Raw genomic sequence first — 23,537 nt, 5'->3', positions numbered from 1 at the left:
CTTGACCTTCTCTCAGTGAATCTTTTGTTTTATTCTGCCAATATGCCCGCGAGTTCCGTAATTCCAAACAGCGTGAGGAAGGATTCCAGTTCGCTCTGGACTTCCTGTGCGTCGACGATGTTGAGATTCATCCGCGTCCATGTCTTAGCGATCACAGCGCCGCCAGGCACGCCCAGCGTCTGAGCGTCCAGTGTTTCAATATCCGCTTCAACGATCGACGAATCCTGTTCCGCCTGCACCAGATAATCGCGCATCGACTGCAGCATGGTTTCAACGGCTGCTTTCTTTTCTTCCGGCAGATCCTGACGGACAAACAACGCCGCCTGCGGATAGCCCTGGGTTCCGGTGGCCGTCTTCCATTGTTCCTGCAGATCCATGACGATCTTCAGCTCCTGACCGTTCTCCTTCGCTTTGGCGATTGTCGCCGTCGCCGCCGGCTCCGCCATCAGCGCCACGTCGGCTTTTCCCGCCAACATGGCACCCTGGACTTCCGCTACACTGGCATACCAGGTGATTTCCGGCGTAACCGGATTAGCCTGCAAAACGGTTTCCAGCACCTTGCCCGGCACCGCACCTTCGCCGAAAGCCGCAAAGACACCCGGGTTTTCCAAGGCCGCTTCATCCGCCGCGACCAGATACAGATTTCCCCAGGTTAAGACGCTTTCCATCCGGTAGGTTGTCTTGCCATTGGCGGCCAGCTTCGCACCCAGATTGCTCGGTGCGACGATCACGTCATATTCCGGATTCGGATTGACGAACGCGGCCTGCAGCACATCCGTACCGTCGACAAGCGTCACATCCTGTCCCGCCTTCATCGGCGCGATCAAGGCCAGCGCCGGAGCCCCGGTCGGACCCAGGATTGACAAGGAAACCGGCGTGGTTTCCGCAGTCGGCTCCGGCGATGTTTCCGGAATTGTTTCGGGTGTTTTAGGATTGGCGGCGCACCCTGCCGTCAGCGCAAGAACGCTGAGGAAACAAAGCCATTTCTTCATACGCGCGCCTTCGTTTCAATTTCGTTGAGGATGCTTTCCAGCAATTCCTCTTTGCTGAGCGTCACAGAATCTTTCTTGCCATACCGGCGAACCGTCGCCGTGTTGTTTTCAACCTCGCCGTCGCCGACGACAATCTGCATCGGAATCTTATGCGTCTGCGCTTCACGAACGCGGTAGCCCAGCTTTTCGTTGCGGCCGTCGACCTTCACGCGCACGCCCTTGGCCAACAACATCGCTTCCAATTCTTTCGCATAGTCCAGATGCCGTTCGTGATGCACCGGAACGATGACGACCTGCTGCGGCGCCAGCCACATCGGGAAAGCACCAGCGTAATGTTCGATCAGAATGCCGATAAAGCGCTCGATCGAGCCGAAGATGACGCGGTGCAGCATGATTGGACGTTTCTTGGAACCGTCCGCATCGACATAAGTCAGATCGAAGCGTTCCGGCAGATTCATATCCAGCTGGATCGTGCCGCACTGCCAGACCCGTCCCAGGCTGTCCGTTAAATGGAAGTCCAGCTTCGGTCCGTAGAACGCGCCGTCGCCCGGATTGATCTTGCAGGCCTTGCCCGCCGCATGGCACGCCGCTTCCAGCGCCGCCTCCGCTTTATCCCAGATTTCAATCGATCCGATATATTTCTTTTCCGGCCGTGTCGACAGCTCGATTTCATAGCTTAAGCCAAACACCGAATACACGCGGTCGATGAAGTTGATCAGCCGGACGACTTCGCTCTCGATCTGATCCTCGCGCATGAAGATATGCGCGTCGTCCTGAGTGAACGTTCTGACGCGGAACAATCCGTTCAAGGCGCCGCTGGCTTCGTGACGGTGAACCTGTCCCAGCTCGCCAATGCGCAACGGCAGATCTTTATAGGAGTGCAGCCCATTTTTATAGACTAGAATGCCGCCCGGGCAATTCATCGGTTTGATTGCGAACTCGCGGTCATCGATCATCGTCGTATACATGTTGTCCTGATAATTCGCCCAGTGTCCGCTCAGCTCCCACAAGTCCTTGGAAAGCATGATCGGCGTCTTGATGAACTGATAGCCTTCCTTGGTATGTTCTTCGTACCAGTAGTTTTCCAGCACATTGCGCAGGATCATGCCGTTCGGCAAAAAGAACGGGAACCCCGGGCCATATTCGCTCATCATAAACAGATCCAGCTCGCGGCCTAATTTCTTATGATCGCGCTTCTTCGCTTCTTCCAGGAAATTCAGATAATTCTGAACTTCCTCGTCGGTATCGAAGCAGATGCCGTAAACCCGCTGCAGCATCTTGTTGTTGGCATCGCCCTTCCAGTACGCGCCGCTGACTTTCAGCAGCTTGAAATGCTTCAGCTCCTTGACGCTCTCGACATGCGGGCCGCGGCATAGATCGGTAAAATCCCCCTGGGAGTAGCAGCTGATCACGGTATCATCTTCGTCCATGTGCCCGATCAAATCGAGCTTGTACGGATCGTCCTTGAACATCTCCAGCGCTTCCGCTTTCGAGATTTCATGCCGGACAATACGCTTGCCATCCTTGGCGATCTTCTTCATTTCTTTTTCAATCTTCGCCAGATCTTCCTCATGCAGCACATCGTCGCCCAAGTCGATGTCGTAGTAGAAACCGTCGGTAATGACCGGTCCAACCCAGAATTTTGCGTGCGGATACAGATGTTTGACAGCCTGCGCCAACAAATGCGCACAGCTGTGGTTGAGCACATGCAGATGCTCGTCTTCTTTGATGTTGATCATAGTTCCTTCCTCCTGTTTTTCTAAGACCACAAAAAAAACGCCCTTGATTAAGGACGTTGTTCAACGCGGTACCACCTTATTTCCTGTTTCTTCCATGAAACAGGCACTCAAGCTCAATAACGATGAGAATCGTCGCTTTTTCAAAAGCGATACTCGCAGGCGGTAACCGTTTCCCTTTTCAGCTTCCTCGCACCTTCCGGAAACCTCTCTGATCCAAGTTCTGAAACGATCATGTCCTGGTCTTTGTATATACCTCTTTTATACACCGGTTTTCCCGCCTTGTCAATGGAAATGAATTTTTTCCAGAAATTCAGAACGATGACCGGGTTTAAGGCTGCACCCAGGTCGTTTGATCGATCTGTGAAAAATCAGCCTGGATATGCAGCTGATCCAGCGTCATCGACAAATCGCCGGAAAGCTCCTCCGTTCCTACGCTGTCCAGCGTTAAGCGAACGGGTTCCCCGGTTTCCTCCTTTACCGCAAACCGAACAGTCAGCGTTTTTTGACTTTCGACCATTGCGGCGATCGGATCTTCCAGGCCCCATTCTCTGAGAAAAGACGCGGCTGAAACCGCATCCAGCGTCAGAGTGACCTCGGCACAGCGGACGTTCCCGATCGTTTCCTGCATCGACCAGCGGCCGCCTTTCAAAACAGCCAGAATGGCTTTCCAATCCGGCAAGGCTGGTTCGGCCCCCGGCTGATCAACCCATTGTTTCTGATTCAAATCATATTTTTGCCAGCGGTCCTCTTGCCAGCGCCATTGAGCTTGAACATGCAGCGGAATCTGAAGCACGCCGCTGCCGCCCTGCCAGCGCAAATCCAGCTTGACCGCAGGTTCTTCCTTCCGTCCCTGCAGCACGCCCTGCCCCGCAACATGATAGGGCAGCCATAGATAGCGGTTGCCAGCCTTGCCTTCAGCCTCAATCGTGATGTCTGCGGTCACGGATTCCATCGTCGTCAGCGCCCGGCTCGTCTTGGCCAGAATCCACAGCTGATCCAGCCAGCCGCAAGCACTCAGCATCACCATCATCGCAAGCAATGCGGCGATAAAGCTTCCCTTTCTGTGCATCGTCATCCCTGCCCTTCTGTTTTCATTATATCACGGGAAAGAAAAGGCAGAGTCTTATTGACCCTGCGTTGTGGAATTGCGGTATTGCGAATAGATTTCCTTCAGGTCTTCGATCATTTCCTTACTGTCGTAGATCAAAGCTGTATTGCCGTTGACATACGCGTAGTATTCGGTTTCCTGACCGTTTGCGTTGACCTTCATCCGGCCGTTCTGACTCGCATAATTCAGCATTTTCTGACTTTCCTCGTTGGCTGGATCAAAACGATAAAGGTAATAGACCTGATCGTTGTATTGAAATGAGGTGCCTTCCAGCGCGTTGAAATCTGTATTTTCAATCGGCGTCACCTGGTTGAAGGTGTAATTGTTATTCTGGAAGTGATCCAGAACATCCTGAATGCTGGCAATCGGTTCCACCGTTTCCGTCGGTGTCATCGAGCTTTCCGGCGAAGCCGAAGGGGTCATCGACGGCGTGGGTGTGGCTGAATTGTTGTTTCTGCTGCAGCCGCCCAAAATCAAAGCAAATCCCAAGCAGACCGCAGCGTACCGCAGAATTGTTTTTTTCATCATTAATTCCTCCTGCCAGTATTCTCGGCGTTTTTTTCCGATTTATACCTGCTGGGAAGGAAAAACTACTGGAACTGAATCGGGGAGGCGATGTTGTTCAGCAAAGCCACAACGCTGTATCCGGCAATCGCGCTGGTGCGGGAATAGATCGCAATTTCTGCCTTGATTTCCTCACCTTCCACCCGGATCGTATGGGTATCGCCGATAAAGCCCGGCGTACTCTCGATCTTCACGCCGGTATGCTCTGGCCCATTGGTGGCCAGCGACGTGGCGACGGCAACGTTCACCCGGCGTGGAAGCAGAGCGATCGCTTCCTTAGCGCTGCCTTCAAAAGCAGTCAGCGTCGTTTCGCTGGCCGCCATTTCTTCACGATAGACCGGCGTTGTGCGCAGATACTGTGGTCCGGTCTCGGAAGTGATGGAGGCTTCAATCGGACTCATCGCAGCCGCGGTGCGCATTAAATCAAAGCCCCCGATCGCGCCGGAAGCGATGTAAACCTTGCGGCCGGCCGCGCGCGCGACTGCCTGCACTTCTTCATAAAAATCAGCGTCCGCAAACGCCCCGATCGCCAGCGTGACGAAATCCGCTCCGCCTTGTAAAACCGCGACCGCATTGGCCTTTACCGCCTCGACGGAAGCCGCTTCCGCGACGATCTGCGGTTTCCACCTCAACAGCTCCTCCAGTTGAGTTGTCCAGGCCACGCCGACCTCCTCCGCCAAGGCTTGAGCGGAGTCCGCCGTCCGGCTGAGAATGCCGACCAGCTCATATTCCGGCATCTTGCCGGACTTCCAGGCCCGCGCCACAATGCTGCCCAGCTTGCCAGCCCCTAAAATCGCAAATTTTGTTTTCATGTTCTTCTCCTCTTTTCGTTCTGAAAAGCTGAAGCACGAAACGTCTTTTTCAAAACGCTGGCTCCAGCTTCACGCTGTAATTCTCTTTTTCTGTTGTTACTGAGCTCGATCTTCCCTCATCGCCTGCAGCGCGGCAACAGAACCGCCATCATACAGAATATCGACGCCAGTCAGGTAGGAACATTCATCACTGACCATAAACGCCATCATCTCCGCGATTTCTTCCGGTTCGCCCATCCGGCCCAAAGCACCGCGCTCTGCGAAAGAAGCGGCTTCCTTGCCTTCAATTTCTCCCATCGGTGTCTTAAAGGTGCCCGGCGAAATTGAGACGATCCGAATTCCCTGCTTGCCAAACTTCACAGCCATCCGCGCAGTATACCAGAGAACAAAGTTTTTGGAAAGGGTATAGGCTGTCCCGGTCTGCTGCTCCGGCGGAACTTGACTGAGCATCTGATTCACTGCAAGACGGAAGGCCTCCGCATCGCTCAGACTCAGCTTATATATCTGTTTGGGAGCTTTATCTGCCGGAAGCATATATGCCGACATGCTGGAAACATTGAGGATACAGCTGCCCTCCGGCATAATTTTCACGAATTCCTCATCCATGTTCATCGTTCCGATCGCGTTGATCTCGAAGATTTTCTGCGCATCTGTCATATGCGGAGAAACGCCTGCGGCATGGATCAGTACTTTAACCTCACCCTGCTGCGACGCATACGCTGCTAATTGCCTGACCGATTCACGATGGCTGGCATCCGCCGGGTAAGCCTCGGCCTCGATTCCCGCATCACGCAGCTGTTTAACCGCATTTTCCAGTTTGGCCACCGTTCTTCCCATCAGAATGATTTTATGTTTCCGGCCTAAAATCTTCGCTGCTTCCAAACCCATGCCGCTGCCGCCGCCGCTGATCACACAAATACTTTTCATACTTCAATCACCATCTTTCCTTGCTTTTATTATAAACGTTTTCTAAAGAGAAAGCGAACTCCTTGCCTTATGTTTTTTCTTATTCTATAAAGCTGAATTTTTTTGAACAACCCGTTTTCTTTCTTGAATCGAGAAAAAAGCAGGCCGTAAATCAGCCTGCCTTTGAACCACTCTAAATCCTAGTGCTTGTCGTTCTTAATCGCTGCCTGCGCTGCTGCCAAACGAGCGATCGGAACACGGTACGGACTGCAGGAAACATAGTTCAGTCCGACACGGTGACAGAATTCGATCGAGCTTGGATCGCCGCCGTGTTCGCCGCAGATGCCCAGCTTGATGTTCGGGCGGGTCTTACGGCCCAGCTCTGCCGCCATTGCGACCAGCTTGCCGACGCCATGCTGATCCAGACGGGCAAACGGATCCTGCTCGTAAATCTTCTTGTCGTAATAATGCGACAGAAATCCGCCGGCGTCATCACGCGAGAAGCCGAATGTCATCTGCGTTAAATCGTTGGTGCCGAAGCTGAAGAACTCCGCTTCCTCCGCGATTTCATCCGCTAACAGAGCGGCCCGCGGAATTTCGATCATCGTGCCGACCATGTATTTCATTTCGATACCGGAAGCGCTGATGATTTCATCCGCGACCTTGGTGACGATATTCTTAACATATTTCAGTTCGTTGACATCGCCAACCAGCGGAATCATGATTTCCGGCGTAATGTGATAATCCGGATGCTTGCGGTTGACGTTGATCGCCGCTTCAATGACTGCGCGCGTCTGCATTTCTGCGATTTCCGGGTAGGAGATCGCCAGACGGCAGCCGCGGTGACCCATCATCGGGTTGAACTCATGGAGCGAAGTAATGATGCTCTTGAGATCGTCGATATTCAGGTTCATGTCCTGAGCCAGCGTCGCGATGTCATACGAGGAAGTCGGCAGGAATTCATGTAAAGGCGGATCCAGATAACGGATCGTAACCGGACGGCCTTCCATCGCCTCATAGATGCCTTCAAAGTCGGAACGCTGCATCGGCAGCAGTTTTGCCAAAGCCGCGCGGCGCTGTTCTTCCGTGGAAGAAACAATCATTTCCCGCATTGCTTTAATGCGGTTGGAATCAAAGAACATGTGTTCTGTTCTGACTAAGCCGATGCCCTGAGCGCCGAAAGCGACAGCCTGCTTCGCATCCTTCGGCGTGTCGGCGTTCGTTCTGACCTGCAGCACACGGCGTTCATCCGCCCATTTCATAAACGTTTCAAAATCGCCGGAGATCTGTGCCGGAACTGTTTTCACGGCTTCACCGTAAACATTGCCGGTCGAGCCGTCTAACGAAATCCAGTCGCCCTCTTTATAGGTGTGGCCGCCGACAGTAAAGGTTTTTTCTTCTTCATGGATGTCGATTTCACCGCAGCCGGAGACACAGCAGCGTCCCATGCCGCGAGCGACAACCGCCGCATGCGAAGTCATGCCGCCGCGAACAGTCAGGATCCCCTGAGCGACGTTCATGCCTTCGATGTCTTCCGGCGAGGTTTCCAGACGAACCAGCACGACTTTTTTGCCCTTGTTGGCTTCCGTGATCGCATCTTCCGCACTGAAGACAACCTGACCGCAGGCCGCTCCCGGCGAAGCCGGCAGGCCGCTGGCAATCAGATGCGCCTGTTTCAATTCAGCCGGATCAAACTGCGGGTGCAGCAAGGCGTCCAACGCCTTTGGTTCGACCATCATCAGCGCTTCATCTTTCGTAATCAGGCCTTCCGCTACCATATCACAGGCAATCTTCAGCGCCGCAGCCGCGGTACGCTTGCCGTTTCGGGTCTGAAGCATGAACAGCTTGCCGTTTTCAATCGTGAATTCCATGTCCTGCATATCGCGGTAATGCTTTTCCAGCTTGCCGCAGATCTCCACGAAGCTATTGTATGCATCCGGCATGACTTCTTTTAATTCGTCGATCGTCTGCGGTGTACGGATCCCCGCAACGACGTCTTCGCCCTGCGCGTTCATTAAGAATTCGCCGAACAGTTTATTTTCGCCGGTTGCCGGATTACGCGTAAACGCAACGCCGGTGCCGCAGGTATTGCCCATGTTGCCGAACACCATCATCTGGACGTTGACGGCCGTTCCCCAGGAACCCGGGATATCGTTCATTTTGCGATAGTAAATCGCACGCGGATTATTCCAGGAACGGAATACCGCTTCAACGGCGCGGATCATCTGTTCTTTCGGATCCTGCGGGAAGTCCTCGTTCAGGTTTTCCTTGTAGAATTCCTTGAAACGCGCAGTCATTTCCTTCATATCGTCCGCATCCAGTTCCGTATCAAGCTTAACGCCCTTGCGGTCCTTGAGTTCGTCGATGATCACTTCAAACTTGCTTTTCGGCAAGCCCATGACGACGTCCGAGAACATCTGAATGAAACGCCGGTAACTATCGTAAGCAAAGCGCGGATTCTCCGTCTTTGCCGCAATTGTTTCGACGACTTCGTCGTTAATGCCCAGGTTCAGGATCGTATCCATCATGCCCGGCATGGAAGCGCGGGCGCCCGAACGAACGGAAACCAGCAGCGGGTTTTCCTTATCACCCATCTTCTTGCCTGTCATTTCTTCCAGCGTTTTCAGATTGCGGTTGATTTCCTCCGTAATCTCCGGCGCAATTTTTTCTCCGTCTTCATAGTAACGTGTGCAGACTTCCGTCGTAACGGTAAAGCCCTGCGGAACCGGCATGCCCAAATTGGTCATTTCTGCCAGATTTGCCCCTTTTCCGCCGAGCAGTTCGCGCATTTTACCATTTCCTTCAGAGAAAAGATAAACATATTTTTCGCTCATTGTTCCTCCTTATAGGCGTATTTTCCAGCCAACTTTCATAGACTTATTATAGCGGAACTGACCAGGAATTTCCATAGTTTTTGTAAACGTTTACATATATTTGGTCTAACCAGATTCCCTCAAAATGACAAAAAAGCCTTTCAGAGCTGGTCTGTTAGGCTTTTTTCAAATTTAAACTTTTTTTTAATTCAAGGGTTGTTTGTCTGCTTAGTGCAGAAAACGGCGGATAAAACGGAGCAGCCGCTCGTCATAATGCGGGCTGCGATAGGCTTCACAATGTCTGGCCGCTGGTACGGTGTACAGCTCTTTTTCGCTGGTGCACGCGTAATAATTTTCGAACACCATGTCATACGGAACAAAGTCGTCCTCTTCACCATGGATAAACAACATCGGAACACGGCACTGCCGCAGCTGTTCCACTGCGCTGGCTTCCCAAACGGAGTAACCGCAGCGCATTTTGATCAAGGTTGACAGCCCGATCAGAACCGGCTGGGTTGCGATTCCAAACGCACTGCGCACCTGCTTTTCCGCAATTGCCGGGATGCTGGTATAGCCGCATTCCTCGATCGCGCAGACAACGCGATCGTTGAGATCTTCTTCGCCGCAGGCCATCATCACCGCGGACGCGCCCATCGACAGGCCGAACAAGACGATCTGACTGTCGGGATGCTCGCTTGCGATGCGGTCCGTCCAGGCGATCAGGTCGCGCCGGTCATTCCAGCCCATGCCGACATAATCTCCCTCACTTAACCCATGCCCGCGCAGATCCGGCAGGAGCACGTTAAAGCCGGCTTCGTCAAACGTTTTCGCTCTCGGCAAAAGCGCCAGACTGTCCGCGCCGTAGCCATGCGCCATCACGATCCATTTGTCGCTGTCGGGATGGTTGAGAATCTGGGTTGCGTGCAGCCGCAGCCCGTCAAAAGAAGTCAGCGTCAGATCCTGCACCTGACTGGCCGCAAACCAGCTCTGTACCGCTTCCTGGCGCTGCCGGCGTTCCGCCCGCTGTTCTTCCGTCAACGCATCCTCCTGCGGACCCATCGCAAAGAATTTTGGGCCGCGGCGGATAAACCGGTTATACGCCAGTTCGCAGACGCCGTAATAGCTGGCAGCCGCGCCTGCGGCGGCGCCGGCCGCAATCATCAATTTCGTTTTTGTTTTCATGGTTATCACCCGTTCCTATTATACCATGACTTCCGAGCGCCTGCCTCATCTTTTACTATCCCCATTCCGACAGTTCGCGGATTTTGTCACTTCCCCAAAGTCTCACCGCGGCGTCGATAGCGCATCACCACGACGCCGTCGTCAATCCAGAACTGTTCCAGATGCAGCGCGATCGATGCGAAGCCTTCATGAAATAACCGCCGGCCCTGCCCCAGCAGAATCGGAATAATCCCGACGATGTATTCGTCGACAGCGTCGGCTCGAATAAATGGATCCGTTACCCCAGCCCCGCCGAACAGCCAGATATCCTTACCCGGCTGTTTTTTCAGCGCCAACACCGAATCGACCAGATTCCCGCTGATCCACCGGGCTGGCGGCTCTAAAGCCAGCGGCTTGGAGGAGGCGATCCAGAATTGTTTGGTTTGCGGCTCTGCGACAAAGTCCAGACCACAGTCCTCATAGGCTTTGCGCCCCATCACAATCACGTCGACCTGGCTGGCAAAAGCTTCGATGTCATAATGAGGAACAGTGTCCAGCCGACGGTCGCCTTGACCGCTGATCCACGCGAAACCCCCTTCTGGATCACAGATATAACCATCCAAACTCACCGCCAGATTTAAAATAATTTTTCTTTCTGCCATATTTTTTCCTTTCCGATAAGCGCCATCGCTTATCCTTTTTTTCTCAGTTATCTCTTTTTATCGTCATCTCTGTCTTCTGTCTTCTGTCTTCTGTCTTCTGTCTTCTGTCTTCTGTCTTCTGTCTTCTGTCTTCTGTCTATAGCTTAACCGATTTTTTATCTTTGCGCGATCAAATCACAGAAAAACCGCGGCGTTTCAGCTTTTATTCTGCAATGCCGCGGCTCTTTCATCCTTTATCGTTTATTAAAAACTTTCAAGAAAAGCGCTGGATCTCAAACTTTTCGCTTTACCCTTTTCATTTATTTTTTCTGCATCTGACCATAGCGATATAACGCCACCATCGCATTGACCGCCTGTTCCGCCGTCGGATACGCCGGGATACCGTGATCGCGCAGCTTCATGATCGCCCGCTGGCATTCCTCTCCGCCCTGGCATTCCATGATAAATGGTTTGCCTAAGCGGCGGTAACGGTCGTGGACTTCGATCACAACGTCGACGACCGCATCGACGTTAGTCACCGCTGTCGGACAGATCGAGCCGAGAATTCCATCAACTGCCGGATCGCGCATCGCCTGCATGAACGCGCCTTTGTACTGCGTCGGCGAAGCAGTGCCGGAAATATCGACTGGATTGAGCGGTGATCCGAACATCGGCATGTACGCGCGGATACGCCCGGCCAGACTCGGCGAAATTTCCTTTAATTCTTTCAGCGGCAGACCGCAGCGGTCAAAATGGTCGCAGCTCAAAAGACCAGAACCGCCGCCGTTGGTAATCATCACAACGTTTTCGCCGCGCAGCGCCGGCTGAGTTCCCAGCGCCAGCGAAACATCGAGAAATTCCTGCCATGTCGTTGCCCGCAGCGCTCCGGCCTGAGCAAAGACCTCATCATAGTACGCATCATCCCTCACGTTTTCGCTGGCCGTGTGGGCAAACGCTGCCTTTACGCCGATCGGACTGCGTCCGACCTTGATCGCGACGACCGGCTTAGCCACCGACTGGCACGCTTCAATAAACGCCTCCGGGCTGTCCAGCCCTTCCATATAGACGGCGATGCACTTCGTGTTGTCGTCCTTGCCGGCATACGCGATAAATTCGCTGAAATCAACGTCGGCCTTATTGCCTAACCCGACGAAGAAACTCATGCCGTAGTGATCCTTCTGTGAGGTCCCTAACGCCGCCAACAGGTTGGCGCCGGATTGAGAAATCATCGCTACCGGTCCCAGCGTCGGCAGATACGGGATAAAGCCGCAATTGAAATTCAGCGCCGGCGATCCCATGCCGACTAAGTTCGGTCCGATCAGCGGCAGCTCGTTGGCCCGGCAGTATTCTGTCAGCTCGTCCTGCAGCTCGCCGCGGCCGATCTCCTTAAAGGCGCTGGTCGCAATCACAACGATTTTTACTTCTTTGGCTACGCAGTCTTCCAGAATCGATTTGACCAAATGCGCCGGCACCGCGATGAACGCCAGATCAACCGGCTCCTCAATCTCCCGCAGGGTCGGATAAGCTTTTAGGCCCGCAACCTTCTCCGCGCGCGGATTCACCGGGTAAATTTTTCCTTGATAGCCCCATTTCTGTAAGCCGTCGATAACCTTATGACCAACCTTGCCCGGACAGCGGCTGGCGCCGATCACCGCGACGCTGGATGGATTCAAAGCATATTGAAGCCGGTCGACAACATAACCGCGGATCGCATTGGTCTTCATCGTTCTTCACCGCCTTTCTCCTGCCATTCCCCCGCTGGTTCAATCGGCCAGCTCGTGCGGTCCTGCAGGAAATCGTCAGTAAAAATACATTCCTCCCACATATCCGCGTCTTTATCCAGCCGCGCCGTCCAACGGCGGAATTGCCGCGGACTGTCAGCTTCCCAAACTTCTTCGATCTCGGCGTAGCCGTCTAACATTGTACGTAAAGCATCAAGATCCGTCAGTTGTGCATAAGCGCTGACCAGAATATCGTAAATCCCATCGGAGAACTCGAAGATATTATTGAATTCCGGATACTGGCTCAGTTCGTCGACGATTTGCTCCTTACGGCAGCTCGTCACATTCTGGAACAGGCGGATCAGATAACAGTGCATGTTCAGCCCCAGCGCCTGATAATTAAAATAGAACATCGGCACGACATAGCGCTGATGATCGACGATCCAGCCCAGATCCTTCTTCATCGCCGCCGGATCTAGACCGGACAGCTGGCCGAGCACCTCGTAATCAAAGAAATCTTCGATCGAGGTCACATTGTTCAGAATGTCGATGATCGCGAAGTCCGTAGCGTCCATCTCGTTCTGGCTGTTTAAGAAGTTGGTTTTCTGCGCGTCCGACCACAGATAGCGGCGGTAATCCGCCTTCGGAGCGTCCCACAGATTGACATGGGATTCGCGGACGTCGCGGCGGATCGGACAGAGATGAATGGATTCGACCCAGCGGTTGCGACGGATCGGTTCAATCACGCCACAAAGCAGATTGTCCAGCACGCGCATATGATTGCCGCAGAAGAAATCGAAATCGCCTTCCGTTAAATAACCGGTGCAGATCTCGTCCTTATTTTGAATCCATTCCGCCAACTGCGCCTTCGCCTGCGGCGGGCAGTCCTTTTTCATTTTCACAATCCAGTAATACAGCCCAAAACCCAGAGCGGAAACGGAAGAATTCTTCACAAACATAATCAGCCGGCGGTCGATCATGCGTTTCAGCCGGGCTGCGATCTCACTTTCCGCCACACCGGTCTTCTCTGCCACAAGTTTTAAGTTAAAGACCTCCGGATGCACCTGATAAAACGATTTGGCCACGTTGAACGCCGAGAATTCCTTCGCGTCCATTCCAAGCACGCCGGGTTCTTTAAACCCGTTGCCGCGCGGGGCAAACGTGTACTCCCGCATCCATTGCTGCTGTTCATCCGTACCTAAAAGATATTGTTTCTCCGTCATCGAATACCACCTCATTTCACTGTATGCTGAAAGCCTTTCGACTTTGACGGAATCTCAATCCGCTTTTTTGTAAGCGCTATCATTTATTTCATTGTAGTCTTCTCTTCGCCAAAAGACAAGCGCCGGTGACTACGAAGCCCATGGCGATAACGACACTTGCCGCATTTTGTCTAGCCGAGGGCGTAAAACTTTCTGAAAGATTTTAGAAAGTCTTTTTTATTTTCCATCTTATATTCTGGATTGCGTCTGCGGATCCTGCCTGCTTTCAGCATGTGTTTGTACGCAGATCCCACTTTCCTTCAGGTTGATCTGTTTTCTTCCATTTTTAACTTAGCCAAGAAACCTTCAGCCTTTCTTTGTGCCCCTTGCGGTGAACATCGCTCAACGTGCTGCTATCACCGATGCTTTTGAAATCGGTTCATTCCCACAAGAAAACCCGATCCACAGGACCGGGTACTTGGTAATTCTGCATGAAAGCTGAGATTTTTTTGACAGCGTTTATTTCTCAATTTCCTGCAAGCGGGTCTGGACGATTTCCAGCTGCTGCTTATAGGTTTCCAGCTTTTTGCGTTCCGCTTCGACTTTCTCAGCCGGAGCCTTAGCGACAAAGCGTTCATTGGAAAGCATGCCTTCCGCACGCTTGATTTCAGCGTTCAGATGTTCGGCTTCTTTTTTCAGTTTGGCTTTTTCCTCTTCCAGATCGACGACGTCGCTCATCGGAATACTTAAGGATCCGCCTAAGATCGGCCGGACGAGCATTTCCCCGTCCAGCTCCGCTTTCCAGCTGGCCTTGCACATCTTCTCATAAATCGAAGCGATCGGAGCGTTGACAGCGACCGGCTGGTTCTGCGCGTTCCGGATCGTCATCGCCAGCGGCGCGGACGGCTTCAGATTGTAATCAACACGGACCTGACGGATCGTCTTGATAACGGAGATCAGCTGATCGACTTCCTCGTTATGGCTTAAGTTCAGGCCTTCCACCGGCGTCGGCCAGGCGGCCAGGCAGCATGCTTTTTCGGTATGCGGCAGGACGCTGTAAATTTCTTCAGTGACAAATGGCATGAACGGATGAAGCAGACGGATGATCGCGCGCAGGCAGACGATCAGCGTCGACTGGGTCGCCCGCTTGACCTGGGCATCCTCGCTGTTCAATCCAGCTTTGCTTAATTCGATATACCAGCTGCAGAAATCATCCCAGATAAAGCTGTACAGCTCGTTGCCGACCAACGCGAACTCATACTTGTCCATGTTGGCGGTCACTGAGGCGATCGTTTCATTCAACCGGTTGAGAATCCAGGTGTCGGTAATCGACAACGTGCTGAGGTCGATGTCCTCGAGCGTGAAATCCTCCGGCATATTCATCATGACGAAACGGGACGCATTCCAGATCTTGTTAATGAAGTTCCAGGACGCTTCCAGCTTTTCCTCAATGTAGCGCATATCCTGACCCGGCGTGGAATTGGTCGTCAGGAAGAAGCGCAGGCTGTCGACGCCATGCTTGGCAATGACATCCATCGGATCGACGCCGTTGCCCAGCGATTTCGACATTTTGCGGCCCTGCGCATCGCGGATCAGACCGTGGATCAGAACATCCTTAAACGGGCGGGATTTTGTGAAGTAGCGGGCTTGGAACGCCATCCGGGCGACCCAGAAGAAAATGATGTCATAGCCCGTGACCAACACGTCGTTCGGATAATAACGTTCCAGATCCGGCGTCTTATCCGGCCAGCCCAGCGTCGAGAACGGCCATAGCGCACTGGAGAACCAGGTGTCCAGAACATCCTCGTCCTGATTCCAGTTTTCAAGATCCTGCGGCGCTTCCGTGCCGACGTAAATCTCGCCGGTTTCCTTATGGTACCAGGCCGGGATCCGGTGGCCCCACCACAACTGGCGGGAGATGCACCAGTCCTCAATGTTTTCCAGCCACTGCGTAAAGGTCTTTTCAAAGCGCGGCGGGTAGAAGTTGATCTTTTCCTCAGCCAATTCCTGATGCTTCAGAACGTCCTCCGCCAGCGGCTTCATGCGGACAAACCACTGCTTGGAAAGCATCGGTTCGACGATGACGTCGGTCCGTTCGGAATAGCCGACCTGATGGATATGTTTTTCGATGTTGATCAAATTGCCTTCCTGACGGATTTTTTCCGTCAGCTGTTTGCGGCATTCGAAGCGATCCATGCCTTCAAACTCGCCGCAGCGTTCGTTCATCGTCGCGTCCGGATTCATGCAGATGATCCGCGGCAGATGGTGGCGTTCCGCAATTGCGAAGTCGTTTGGATCGTGGGCCGGCGTACATTTCATCGCGCCGGTTCCGAATTCGATGTCGATGTAGTCGTCGCCGATGATCGGCAGTTCATCCCCGTTTGCCGGGTTGACGGCGTGCAGGCCGATCAGATGCTTAAACCGTTCATCATCCGGATGCACAACGACGCAAACATCGCCGAACATCGTTTCCGGACGGGTCGTCGCGACCTGGAAGCAGTCGCCAGTTTCAACGACCTTGTAGTTGAACGTATACATCGCGCCTTCGGTTTCCTTATGGATAACCTCAATGTTGCTCAGCGCCGTCTTGGCCGCCGGATCCCAGTTGATGATCCGCTCGCCCTGATAGATCAGGCCGTCGTTGTAGTAGTCAACAAAAACCTTGGCGACGGCTTTGCTTAAGCCTTCATCCAGTGTAAAACGCTCGCGGGTGTAGTCCAGCGACAGCCCCATCTTCGCCCACTGCTGACGAATATGCCCGGCATATTCTTCCTTCCAGTCCCAAGCTCGTTCCAGAAATTTCTCACGGCCCAGATCATAGCGGGAAACGCCTTCTTTTTTCAGGCGCTCATCCACCTTCGCCTGCGTTGCGATGCCGGCGTGGTCCATGCCCGGAACCCACAGCATGTCGTAGCCCTGCATCCGCTTGTAGCGGGCGATAATATCCTGCAGCGTCGTATCCCAGGCATGCCCCAGGTGCAGCTTGCCGGTGACATTCGGCGGCGGGATCACGATACAGAACGGATCCTTGCTTTGATCGCCGGCTGTGAAATAGCCTTCTTTGATCCAGTTGTCATAGCCCTGTTCCACATCCAGATGGTTATATTTCAGGGCCAGTTCCTTTTTCATCAGTTCTTCCTCCTGTTTTTTATTTTTCCTTCGTTGAACAAAAAAAGCGCCCTGCAACAAGGACGCTTCACGCGCGGTACCACCTTACTTCATCTTTCTTCAAAGATGCGCTTTCACCGGTAACGACGGCATTCGGATCTTCCTACTTAAATTCAGAAAATCAACTTCCGGACGACTTTTCACTGCTTTTTCTGACTCCCTTGCACCCTCCGGGAGCTCTCTGATTTCCCAAAGCCGCTACTTCTTCCGTTCAACGTAGATGGCTTTATTATAGGCATTGGATCTCCGCTTGTCAATCGGATTTCAACGAATTCCGACATCTAAGGAAAGGAAAAAAGCTGGAATACATCGAAAAAGCAAACCAACGAAGTGATAGACGAAAAGTTCAGCCGCGGTTCTCAAAAAACTGCGGACATTCCCGTTTCAGCATCGCCAGCGCGTTTTTCCAATACGTTTTTTCAACCTCCGACTCCATCGTGAAGTTCAGCTTATCCCTAGTCCAGTTTTCAGCCAGCGGGCCGAAAGGTTCAGCCGGCACTTCGAAGCCCAGTTTTTCCATCACCGCTAAGGCAAACTCACGGAACGCCCCGCCGAACGCCGTCATGATGTTGCCCTCAACGACGATCGGCTCAAAGCGGAAATTTTCTTTTTCCATAAACGGCAGATCATCCAACACTTCCTGATAAAATCCGCCGCAGTAACAAATCCCCTCTAACAAACCCGCCGCCGCTAATAAAACCGGGGACACGGAGATCGATGCGATCAGAATATCCGGCCGCTCCTTGAACCGGGCTAAAAAGTCCAGCTGGCGCTGATCCTTTAACACTTCCGGGAATTCACTGATTCCCGGAAGAATCAGGCAGTCGATCTCATCAAGGTTGACTTCATCATAGCTGAATTCGGGCAGCACGGTAAAGCCTTCTTCCGTTTTCACTGGTTGATGATCCGCCGCGCAGACGATCATCGGTTTACCCAATCCGACTAACCAATCGGTCAGGCAGCTGATCTCCTGCATGCAAAACGCCCGGTAGATCATGACCGCTGTTTTTTTCATTCAATACCCCTCCCTTGTCTTGTTTACTTCACTGTATCTGAATTTCAGCTGAATCGCAAGCTATTTCCTTCTTTTCGTTCTTGTTAAAAAGACAGATAACTCCGGTTTTTGTTCTGATTTCAAACATAAATCCAGAAAAAAGGACTGCATCCAGTCCTCCTTATAACCATGATTGACAGCTTGCAGATTGACCACTTACAGCGGCAGCAGAATCAGCGTCTTTTCCTCCAGTGGCTTGTTGTGATTGACGGCGATCAACTGCTTTTCATTCACCCCGTAGCGTTGGGCAATCGAAGCATAGGTATCGTTGATCTGTGCCAGCATATACCGGCTGGTCACGATGACATTCTCCGCATCGTCAAACAAATCTTCAATTTCTCCAACGTCCTCGTTAACGGCCGCTTCCGCCGGATCGTTCGTTTCTTCATCCATGACCGTATTTTCTTTGACAGCCGGTCCCTCCGCAGCCATCGCCTCTTTCTCCTGCACAGGCGCCGAGGCCGGAATGATCGGAGCGTCAGCCGGTTCTTCAGCCGCCGGTGGAGTCAGTTCCGCGCTTTCCGCCGCTGGCTGTGTAATCTCCGGCAGCGGTGACGGCTCCGGTTCTCGTTTCTCCGGCTGAACTTCCAGAATTGAGGTCGCCCGTTCTTCTTTCATGCCGTATACATTCAAATAAATCGTCACGATCATCTCGCGGCTTTCGATCCGGGCGTCGTAATGATGCAGCCGGATCCGGAATTGCGATGGATCCTGCAGCTTATCCAAGGGCGCCAGGACGTCCAGTGTGATTTCTTCGTTCAGCGGATAAGCGCCCTGTTCATCAGCCGCCTGTCCCTTGACCCATAAGGAGCCTAAAGCCCGGATCCCGTCGGCCTCGGTATGATATTGAATCTCGTTGGTGATCTGGCATTGCAGAATTTGATCGACCGGGCGACTGAGCTCCAGTCGTTTCTCAATTTTCATTGGTTTCATCTATGGTTCCTCCCCAGCATTCCTGCTTCAATTTCAGTGTATGCCAAACCGAGGAAAATATGAAAAAAGCCCGAATCACTCGGATTCAGGCTCTTCTGGATTGAATAAGGCGTCAATCGCTTCCAGCAGTTCTTCCCGGCCCTGCTTCGTGATGGAAGAGAACGGAATGATCGCTTCCGGCGCACAGGCCAGAGCCTTGGCGATGACGTTGATCTGTTTGCTTTGCTGAGAGCGCGGCACTTTGTCCAGTTTCGTCGCGGCAACCACAAACGGAATTTCATAATAACGGGCATAGTCCGCCATCGTGATATCGTCCTCCGTCGGTGCGTGCCGCATATCGACTAAAAGAATCAGACCTTTTAACTGCGAACGACTGGAGAAATAGTCCTCCATCATTTCGCCGAACTGGATCAGCATCTGCTTGGACGCGTTGGCAAACCCATAGCCCGGCACATCGACGAACATGAAGCGGTGATCGATATCGAAGAAATTCAACAACCGTGTCTTGCCCGGGGTGTTGCCGACATAAGCCAGCGCCTTGCGGCCGCACAGCGTGTTGATCAGCGAGGATTTGCCGACGTTGCTGCGGCCAGCCAGTACGATCTCCGGCAGTTCGCTTTCAGGCCAGTGCGCCTTGGACGGCGCGCTGACGACAAGCTCGGCTTCCCTGATATCCATTTAGCGAACCAGCGCTTCCTGGATAACCTGGTCGACCGTTTCGACCGGAATGAAATGAATGTCATTCTTAACAATTTCCGGAACTTCGTCAAGATCCTTGACGTTATTCTTGGGAATGATAACCGTCGAGATGCCGCTGCGGTGCGCCGCCAGCGATTTCTCACGCAGACCGCCGATCGGCAGCACGTTGCCGCGCAGCGTGACTTCACCCGTCATTGCCAGATTCGCATGAACCGGCATCCGGGTGATCGCGGAAACCAACGCCGTGGTCAGCGTGACACCGGCGCTCGGCCCATCCTTCGGCACCGCGCCTTCCGGACAATGGATGTGGATATCGTGTTTATCGAAGAACGCCGGATCAATCTTGAATTCGACAGCTTTGCTTTTGACATAGTCCAGCGCGATTTCTGTCGATTCCTTCATGACGTCGCCCAGCTGACCGGTGACAATGAGTTTGCCCTTCCCGTCGAAGTAAGTGACCTCAACCGGCAGGATATCGCCGCCGAAGGACGTATAGGCCAAACCGGTTACCACGCCGATCTGATCTTTTTTCTCCTTGACGCCGTATTCAAACTTTTCTTTGCCCAGCCATTCCACGATCAGCTTCTTCGTGATCTTGACTGAACGTTTGCCATCCTTCATGATCGCCAGAACGCTCTTGCGGCACAGCGAAGCGATCACCCGCTCCAACTGACGCACGCCGGATTCCCGGGTGTAATGACGGATCAGATAAATCAGTTCTTCTTCGCCCAATTTAAACTGACTCGCCTTCAGACCGTTGATTTCAGCCTGCTTGCGGATCAGATGCTCCTTCGCGATGCTGACCTTTTCCACCTCGGTGTACGAGGACAGTTCGATGATTTCCAAACGGTCGCGCAGCGCCGCCGGAATTGTGTCGAGCGTGTTGGCCGTCGCGATAAACATGACCTTCGACAGATCGTACGGTTCTTCCAGATAGTTATCGGAGAACAGCTTGTTCTGTTCCGGATCCAGCACTTCCAGCATTGCGCTCGATGGATCGCCCTTGTAATCGCTGGCCATCTTGTCGATTTCGTCGATCAGGAACACTGGATTGACGACGCCAGCCTTCTTCATCCCCTGGATGATCCGGCCCGGCAGCGAGCCTAAATACGTCCGGCGGTGACCGCGGATTTCAGCTTCATCGCGCACGCCGCCCAGCGACGCCTTGACAAACTTCCGGTCCAGCGCTCTGGCCACAGACTTTGCCAGCGACGTCTTCCCGACGCCCGGCGGCCCGACCAGACACAGAATCGGCGCGTTCAGCGAATGGGTCATCTGCTTGACTGCCAGGTATTCCATGATCCGGTTCTTGACCTTTTCCAGACCGAAATGATCCTCGTCCAGGCGCTGCTGCACCCGCTTGAGGTCTTCGTTGTCTTCGGTTTCCTGCCACCACGGTACGCCTAAGAGCCAGTCGAGATAAGTCCGCACAACCCCGGCTTCCCCGGATGCCCCCGGCAGCATTTCATACCGCGCCAGTTCTTCCCGGGCCTTTTCCTTGATCGCTTCCGGATATGGATTTTCCTCGATCATCCGGCGCAGTTCCTCGGAATCGTCGCTCTGATTGGACACATCGCCCAGTTCTTCTTTAATCGCGCGGAGCTTCTCGCGCAGATAGTATTCCTTCTGCGATTCATCGATCCGCTCCTTGACTTTTTCATTGATGTTGTTTTCAATGTCGGACAGCTGCTTTTCTTTTTCCAGTTCCTGGATGATCATCATCAGCCGTTCGTTGACGTTCAACGTTTCCAGCAGCACCTGCTTCTTTTCCAAAGGCAGCGGGAAATACTGCGCGAACTGATCGGACAGCGTCGGCGCGGAAACGCCCTTGGTCAGCTGAGCAATGATCTCCGGCGGGAAATTGTTGGCGCTGGACGCGATATTCTCGAATTCCTTAGCCACCCGGCGAATTAAAGCCATCTCCTCGAGATTATCGCCGGCTTCATCCGCGACCGGCAGCACCGTCGCCATAAACATTCTGTCCTCATCCTGAATCGAAACCAGCTTTGCCCGTTCCAGGCCGCTGAAGGTAATCCGCATAAAGCCTTCTTTACGGCGGATATTTTTGATCCGGCACAATGTGCCGAACGTGTAGAGATCTGAAGGAGCAGGATTGTCAACCATGATGTCTTTCTGGCAGACGAGCCAGACATGACCATCGAACTTTTCTTCTGCTTCCTCAACGGCACGAATGCTCTTTTCCCGGCCGACCTCAATCATGATGTCCTGCTGGGGAAAAACAATGATTCCTCGTGTAGCGATGACCGGAACACTGATTTCCATTTTTTCGTTGTTCATTGACACCCTCCTTGTCTGAAATAGTACGTGTTATAAAGGTCAAAAAAGACGCGAAGCGTCTTATTTGTTGGTGGAATCCTTAATCAGGTCCAGCGCCTTGCGCAGCCGGACGTCGTAGGAGATCGAAGACGCCGGAATCAGTTCCTTGACCTTCTCTTTTTCCATATTGTACTGAGAGGCGATCAGGCCGTATTCCGTATCGATATCTTCCTCGCCGACTTCCAGGTTTTCCTGCGTCGCGATCGCGTCCAGAACTAAGCGCAGCTTAACTTTGCTTTCAGCGTCCTTCGCCATCTGTTCGCGCAGTGTTTCCTCGCTCTGTCCCGTGATCTGGAAGAACTGCGTTAAGGAAATACCCTGCTGCTGCAGACGGTTGGCGTAATCCTGAATCATATCGTCCGTTTCATTCTTGATCATGACTTCCGGAATTTCCACTTCGCAGGCGTCAACAACCGTGCTGATCAGCTTGTTGGTCGCTTCGTTTTCCGCGTTCTGCTGCTTCTGTTCTTCCTGGTTCTTGCGGATCAGCGCTTTTAAGTCGTCCATGGTTTCCACATCCGGAGCGTTGACGTCCTTCGCGAGATCGTCGTTCAGCTCCGGCAGTACTTTCGCTTTAATTTCGTGAACCGTAACCTTGAAGACAACCGGCTGACCAGCCAGTTCAGCGGCCTGATAGTTTTCCGGGAACGTGACGTTGATGTCCTTCGTTTCTTCCTTCTTCATGCCGATGACCTGTTCCTCAAAGCCCGGGATGAAGCTGTTGGAACCGATCTCCAGCGGATAGTTTTCACCCTTTCCGCCTTCAAACGCAACGCCGTCCTTGAAGCCTTCAAAGTCGATGACCGCGGTATCGCCGTTTTCAACTTCGCCGTTTTCCTTCACTTCCAGCTCGGCGAAGTTTTCCTGGATCCGCTTCAGTTCCGCTTCAACTTCTTCCTCGCTGACCGAAGTTTCTTCTACTTCGTAAGCTAAACCCTTGTATTCGCCCAGCTTAACTTCCGGCTTGATCGCGAACGTAAAGCTCATCGTCGCGGCTTCTTCGCTGATTTCTTCAACGTTCAGCTCCGGCCGGGAGATCGGCCACAGGCTGTGTTCTTCGATTCCCGCATCCAGCAGATCCTGCGCGCAATGCTCAACGGCTTCCAGCATAATCTTCTGGGCCGGAACATATTTCTTCGCCATGGCGGCTGGAACGGAACCCTTTCTGAAACCCGGGATTTCCAGTTCTTTCGCTAATTTATTAAAAGCTTTTGTCTGAGCCGTTTTCCAGTTTTCACCCTCAATGGTGACTTTCAGTTCGCCTGTTGATTTTTCTTTTAGTGTCCAAGTTGACATAAACTTCTTTGTCCTCCTTATGTCTAGCCTTTCTATTATAACAAATGTTATCTGAATTTCAAATAAATTGGCTTTTTAAATCGAATAAATTGACATTTTCAAGCTGATGCTGGGACGCGAACTGACGCCAGCCTTCCTCATCCTGCATACTGCAGTATACGAGATGAACGCAGCTGGACGCAAGCGATATGCCCTCCGCTTCTTCAAAGCCCAGCGGCAGCGCCAGATACGCTTCGCGGATCAGCACCTGCTCACACAGATTAAATAAGGAGGGGTTCTCGTTTTCCAGCCATTCGCGGATCAGAGCGCGGGCCTGGAGAAAGCCGTCGCTTTCCGCCGCCTCTTCCTGGTAGCGGGGAATAAACGTGTAACATAACCCGTCCCGGTTCAG

The 23,537-nt window shown here is 52.9% G+C and carries 17 protein-coding genes, 1 pseudogene and 2 other annotated features; all 18 genes and pseudogenes read right to left on the bottom strand.

Going from position 1 to position 23,537, the window contains the following annotated elements:
- Window positions 1-29: 29 nt before the first annotated feature.
- Window positions 30-992, bottom strand: coding sequence for a substrate-binding domain-containing protein (locus HOLDEFILI_RS08600; RefSeq protein ID WP_006059206.1), 963 nt, complete (start codon window positions 990-992; stop codon window positions 30-32).
- A complete protein-coding gene (gene thrS, locus HOLDEFILI_RS08595) occupies window positions 989-2,731 on the bottom strand; it encodes a threonine--tRNA ligase (protein ID WP_039864391.1) in 1,743 nt (580 codons plus the stop codon). Before thrS ends, HOLDEFILI_RS08600 begins: the two co-directional genes overlap by 4 nt.
- A gap of 46 nt (window positions 2,732-2,777) precedes the next feature.
- Window positions 2,778-2,984 (bottom strand) — a binding site (T-box leader).
- Window positions 2,985-3,059: 75 nt separating this feature from the next.
- Window positions 3,060-3,800 carry a hypothetical protein gene (locus HOLDEFILI_RS08590; RefSeq protein WP_156788875.1) on the bottom strand — a complete coding sequence of 247 codons (741 nt, stop codon included), beginning with the start codon at window positions 3,798-3,800 and terminating at the stop codon, window positions 3,060-3,062.
- Between the two features lie 54 nt (window positions 3,801-3,854).
- Window positions 3,855-4,364, bottom strand: coding sequence for a hypothetical protein (locus HOLDEFILI_RS08585; RefSeq protein ID WP_039864390.1), 510 nt, complete (start codon window positions 4,362-4,364; stop codon window positions 3,855-3,857).
- 65 nt (window positions 4,365-4,429) lie between these two features.
- Window positions 4,430-5,215 (bottom strand): aspartate dehydrogenase domain-containing protein, encoded by a 786-nt coding sequence (locus HOLDEFILI_RS08580; protein ID WP_006059202.1) that lies wholly within the window; start codon window positions 5,213-5,215, stop codon window positions 4,430-4,432.
- Window positions 5,216-5,311: 96 nt separating this feature from the next.
- Window positions 5,312-6,142: an SDR family oxidoreductase gene (locus HOLDEFILI_RS08575; RefSeq protein WP_006059201.1), complete on the bottom strand. Its 831-nt coding sequence runs from the start codon at window positions 6,140-6,142 to the stop codon at window positions 5,312-5,314.
- A 179-nt stretch (window positions 6,143-6,321) separates the two neighbouring features.
- Window positions 6,322-8,955: a pyruvate, phosphate dikinase gene (ppdK, locus tag HOLDEFILI_RS08570; RefSeq protein ID WP_006059200.1), complete on the bottom strand. Its 2,634-nt coding sequence runs from the start codon at window positions 8,953-8,955 to the stop codon at window positions 6,322-6,324.
- A 207-nt stretch (window positions 8,956-9,162) separates the two neighbouring features.
- Window positions 9,163-10,116 (bottom strand): alpha/beta hydrolase, encoded by a 954-nt coding sequence (locus HOLDEFILI_RS08565; RefSeq protein ID WP_006059199.1) that lies wholly within the window; start codon window positions 10,114-10,116, stop codon window positions 9,163-9,165.
- An 86-nt stretch (window positions 10,117-10,202) separates the two neighbouring features.
- Complete coding sequence (locus tag HOLDEFILI_RS08560; protein WP_006059198.1) at window positions 10,203-10,757, bottom strand: dihydrofolate reductase family protein; 555 nt, start codon at window positions 10,755-10,757, stop codon at window positions 10,203-10,205.
- Between the two features lie 299 nt (window positions 10,758-11,056).
- A complete protein-coding gene (locus tag HOLDEFILI_RS08555; RefSeq protein WP_006059197.1) occupies window positions 11,057-12,460 on the bottom strand; it encodes an acetate--CoA ligase family protein in 1,404 nt (467 codons plus the stop codon).
- Window positions 12,457-13,680: a hypothetical protein gene (locus HOLDEFILI_RS08550; protein ID WP_006059196.1), complete on the bottom strand. Its 1,224-nt coding sequence runs from the start codon at window positions 13,678-13,680 to the stop codon at window positions 12,457-12,459. The genes HOLDEFILI_RS08555 and HOLDEFILI_RS08550 overlap by 4 nt, the downstream gene beginning before the upstream one ends.
- Before the next feature lie 498 nt (window positions 13,681-14,178).
- The gene (locus HOLDEFILI_RS08545) at window positions 14,179-16,788 is read right to left on the bottom strand and encodes a valine--tRNA ligase (RefSeq protein ID WP_039864389.1); all 2,610 of its coding nucleotides are present in this window, start codon (window positions 16,786-16,788) and stop codon (window positions 14,179-14,181) included.
- Between the two features lie 55 nt (window positions 16,789-16,843).
- Window positions 16,844-17,051, bottom strand: a binding site (T-box leader).
- Window positions 17,052-17,173: 122 nt separating this feature from the next.
- Window positions 17,174-17,842 carry a DJ-1/PfpI family protein gene (locus tag HOLDEFILI_RS08540; RefSeq protein ID WP_006059193.1) on the bottom strand — a complete coding sequence of 223 codons (669 nt, stop codon included), beginning with the start codon at window positions 17,840-17,842 and terminating at the stop codon, window positions 17,174-17,176.
- 195 nt (window positions 17,843-18,037) lie between these two features.
- Window positions 18,038-18,814, bottom strand: coding sequence for a LysM peptidoglycan-binding domain-containing protein (locus tag HOLDEFILI_RS08535; protein WP_006059191.1), 777 nt, complete (start codon window positions 18,812-18,814; stop codon window positions 18,038-18,040).
- Window positions 18,815-18,889: 75 nt separating this feature from the next.
- Window positions 18,890-19,492 (bottom strand): ribosome biogenesis GTP-binding protein YihA/YsxC, encoded by a 603-nt coding sequence (gene yihA, locus HOLDEFILI_RS08530; protein WP_006059190.1) that lies wholly within the window; start codon window positions 19,490-19,492, stop codon window positions 18,890-18,892.
- Window positions 19,493-21,811, bottom strand: a complete 2,319-nt coding sequence (gene lon, locus HOLDEFILI_RS08525) for an endopeptidase La (RefSeq protein WP_006059189.1) — start codon at window positions 21,809-21,811, stop codon at window positions 19,493-19,495.
- A gap of 60 nt (window positions 21,812-21,871) precedes the next feature.
- Window positions 21,872-23,146, bottom strand: a complete 1,275-nt coding sequence (tig, locus tag HOLDEFILI_RS08520) for a trigger factor (protein WP_006059188.1) — start codon at window positions 23,144-23,146, stop codon at window positions 21,872-21,874.
- A gap of 58 nt (window positions 23,147-23,204) precedes the next feature.
- Window positions 23,205-23,537, bottom strand: a pseudogene (locus tag HOLDEFILI_RS19675) (hypothetical protein); the annotation flags it as partial.

Source organism: Holdemania filiformis DSM 12042 (genome assembly GCF_000157995.1).
GTDB lineage: Bacteria > Bacillota_I > Bacilli_A > Erysipelotrichales > Erysipelotrichaceae > Holdemania > Holdemania filiformis.
The sequence above is the reverse complement of the archived record's forward strand: the minus strand, read 5'-3'. Positions and strand labels throughout refer to the sequence as shown.

Coding starts and splice junctions, on each gene's coding strand:
- HOLDEFILI_RS08600 (WP_006059206.1), bottom strand. CDS start 992: ATGAAGAAATGGCTTTGTTTCCTCAGCGTTCTTGCGCTGACGGCAGGG.
- thrS (WP_039864391.1), bottom strand. CDS start 2,731: ATGATCAACATCAAAGAAGACGAGCATCTGCATGTGCTCAACCACAGC.
- HOLDEFILI_RS08590 (WP_156788875.1), bottom strand. CDS start 3,800: ATGCACAGAAAGGGAAGCTTTATCGCCGCATTGCTTGCGATGATGGTG.
- HOLDEFILI_RS08585 (WP_039864390.1), bottom strand. CDS start 4,364: ATGAAAAAAACAATTCTGCGGTACGCTGCGGTCTGCTTGGGATTTGCT.
- HOLDEFILI_RS08580 (WP_006059202.1), bottom strand. CDS start 5,215: ATGAAAACAAAATTTGCGATTTTAGGGGCTGGCAAGCTGGGCAGCATT.
- HOLDEFILI_RS08575 (WP_006059201.1), bottom strand. CDS start 6,142: ATGAAAAGTATTTGTGTGATCAGCGGCGGCGGCAGCGGCATGGGTTTG.
- ppdK (WP_006059200.1), bottom strand. CDS start 8,955: ATGAGCGAAAAATATGTTTATCTTTTCTCTGAAGGAAATGGTAAAATG.
- HOLDEFILI_RS08565 (WP_006059199.1), bottom strand. CDS start 10,116: ATGAAAACAAAAACGAAATTGATGATTGCGGCCGGCGCCGCCGCAGGC.
- HOLDEFILI_RS08560 (WP_006059198.1), bottom strand. CDS start 10,757: ATGGCAGAAAGAAAAATTATTTTAAATCTGGCGGTGAGTTTGGATGGT.
- HOLDEFILI_RS08555 (WP_006059197.1), bottom strand. CDS start 12,460: ATGAAGACCAATGCGATCCGCGGTTATGTTGTCGACCGGCTTCAATAT.
- HOLDEFILI_RS08550 (WP_006059196.1), bottom strand. CDS start 13,680: ATGACGGAGAAACAATATCTTTTAGGTACGGATGAACAGCAGCAATGG.
- HOLDEFILI_RS08545 (WP_039864389.1), bottom strand. CDS start 16,788: ATGAAAAAGGAACTGGCCCTGAAATATAACCATCTGGATGTGGAACAG.
- HOLDEFILI_RS08540 (WP_006059193.1), bottom strand. CDS start 17,842: ATGAAAAAAACAGCGGTCATGATCTACCGGGCGTTTTGCATGCAGGAG.
- HOLDEFILI_RS08535 (WP_006059191.1), bottom strand. CDS start 18,814: ATGAAACCAATGAAAATTGAGAAACGACTGGAGCTCAGTCGCCCGGTC.
- yihA (WP_006059190.1), bottom strand. CDS start 19,492: ATGGATATCAGGGAAGCCGAGCTTGTCGTCAGCGCGCCGTCCAAGGCG.
- lon (WP_006059189.1), bottom strand. CDS start 21,811: ATGAACAACGAAAAAATGGAAATCAGTGTTCCGGTCATCGCTACACGA.
- tig (WP_006059188.1), bottom strand. CDS start 23,146: ATGTCAACTTGGACACTAAAAGAAAAATCAACAGGCGAACTGAAAGTC.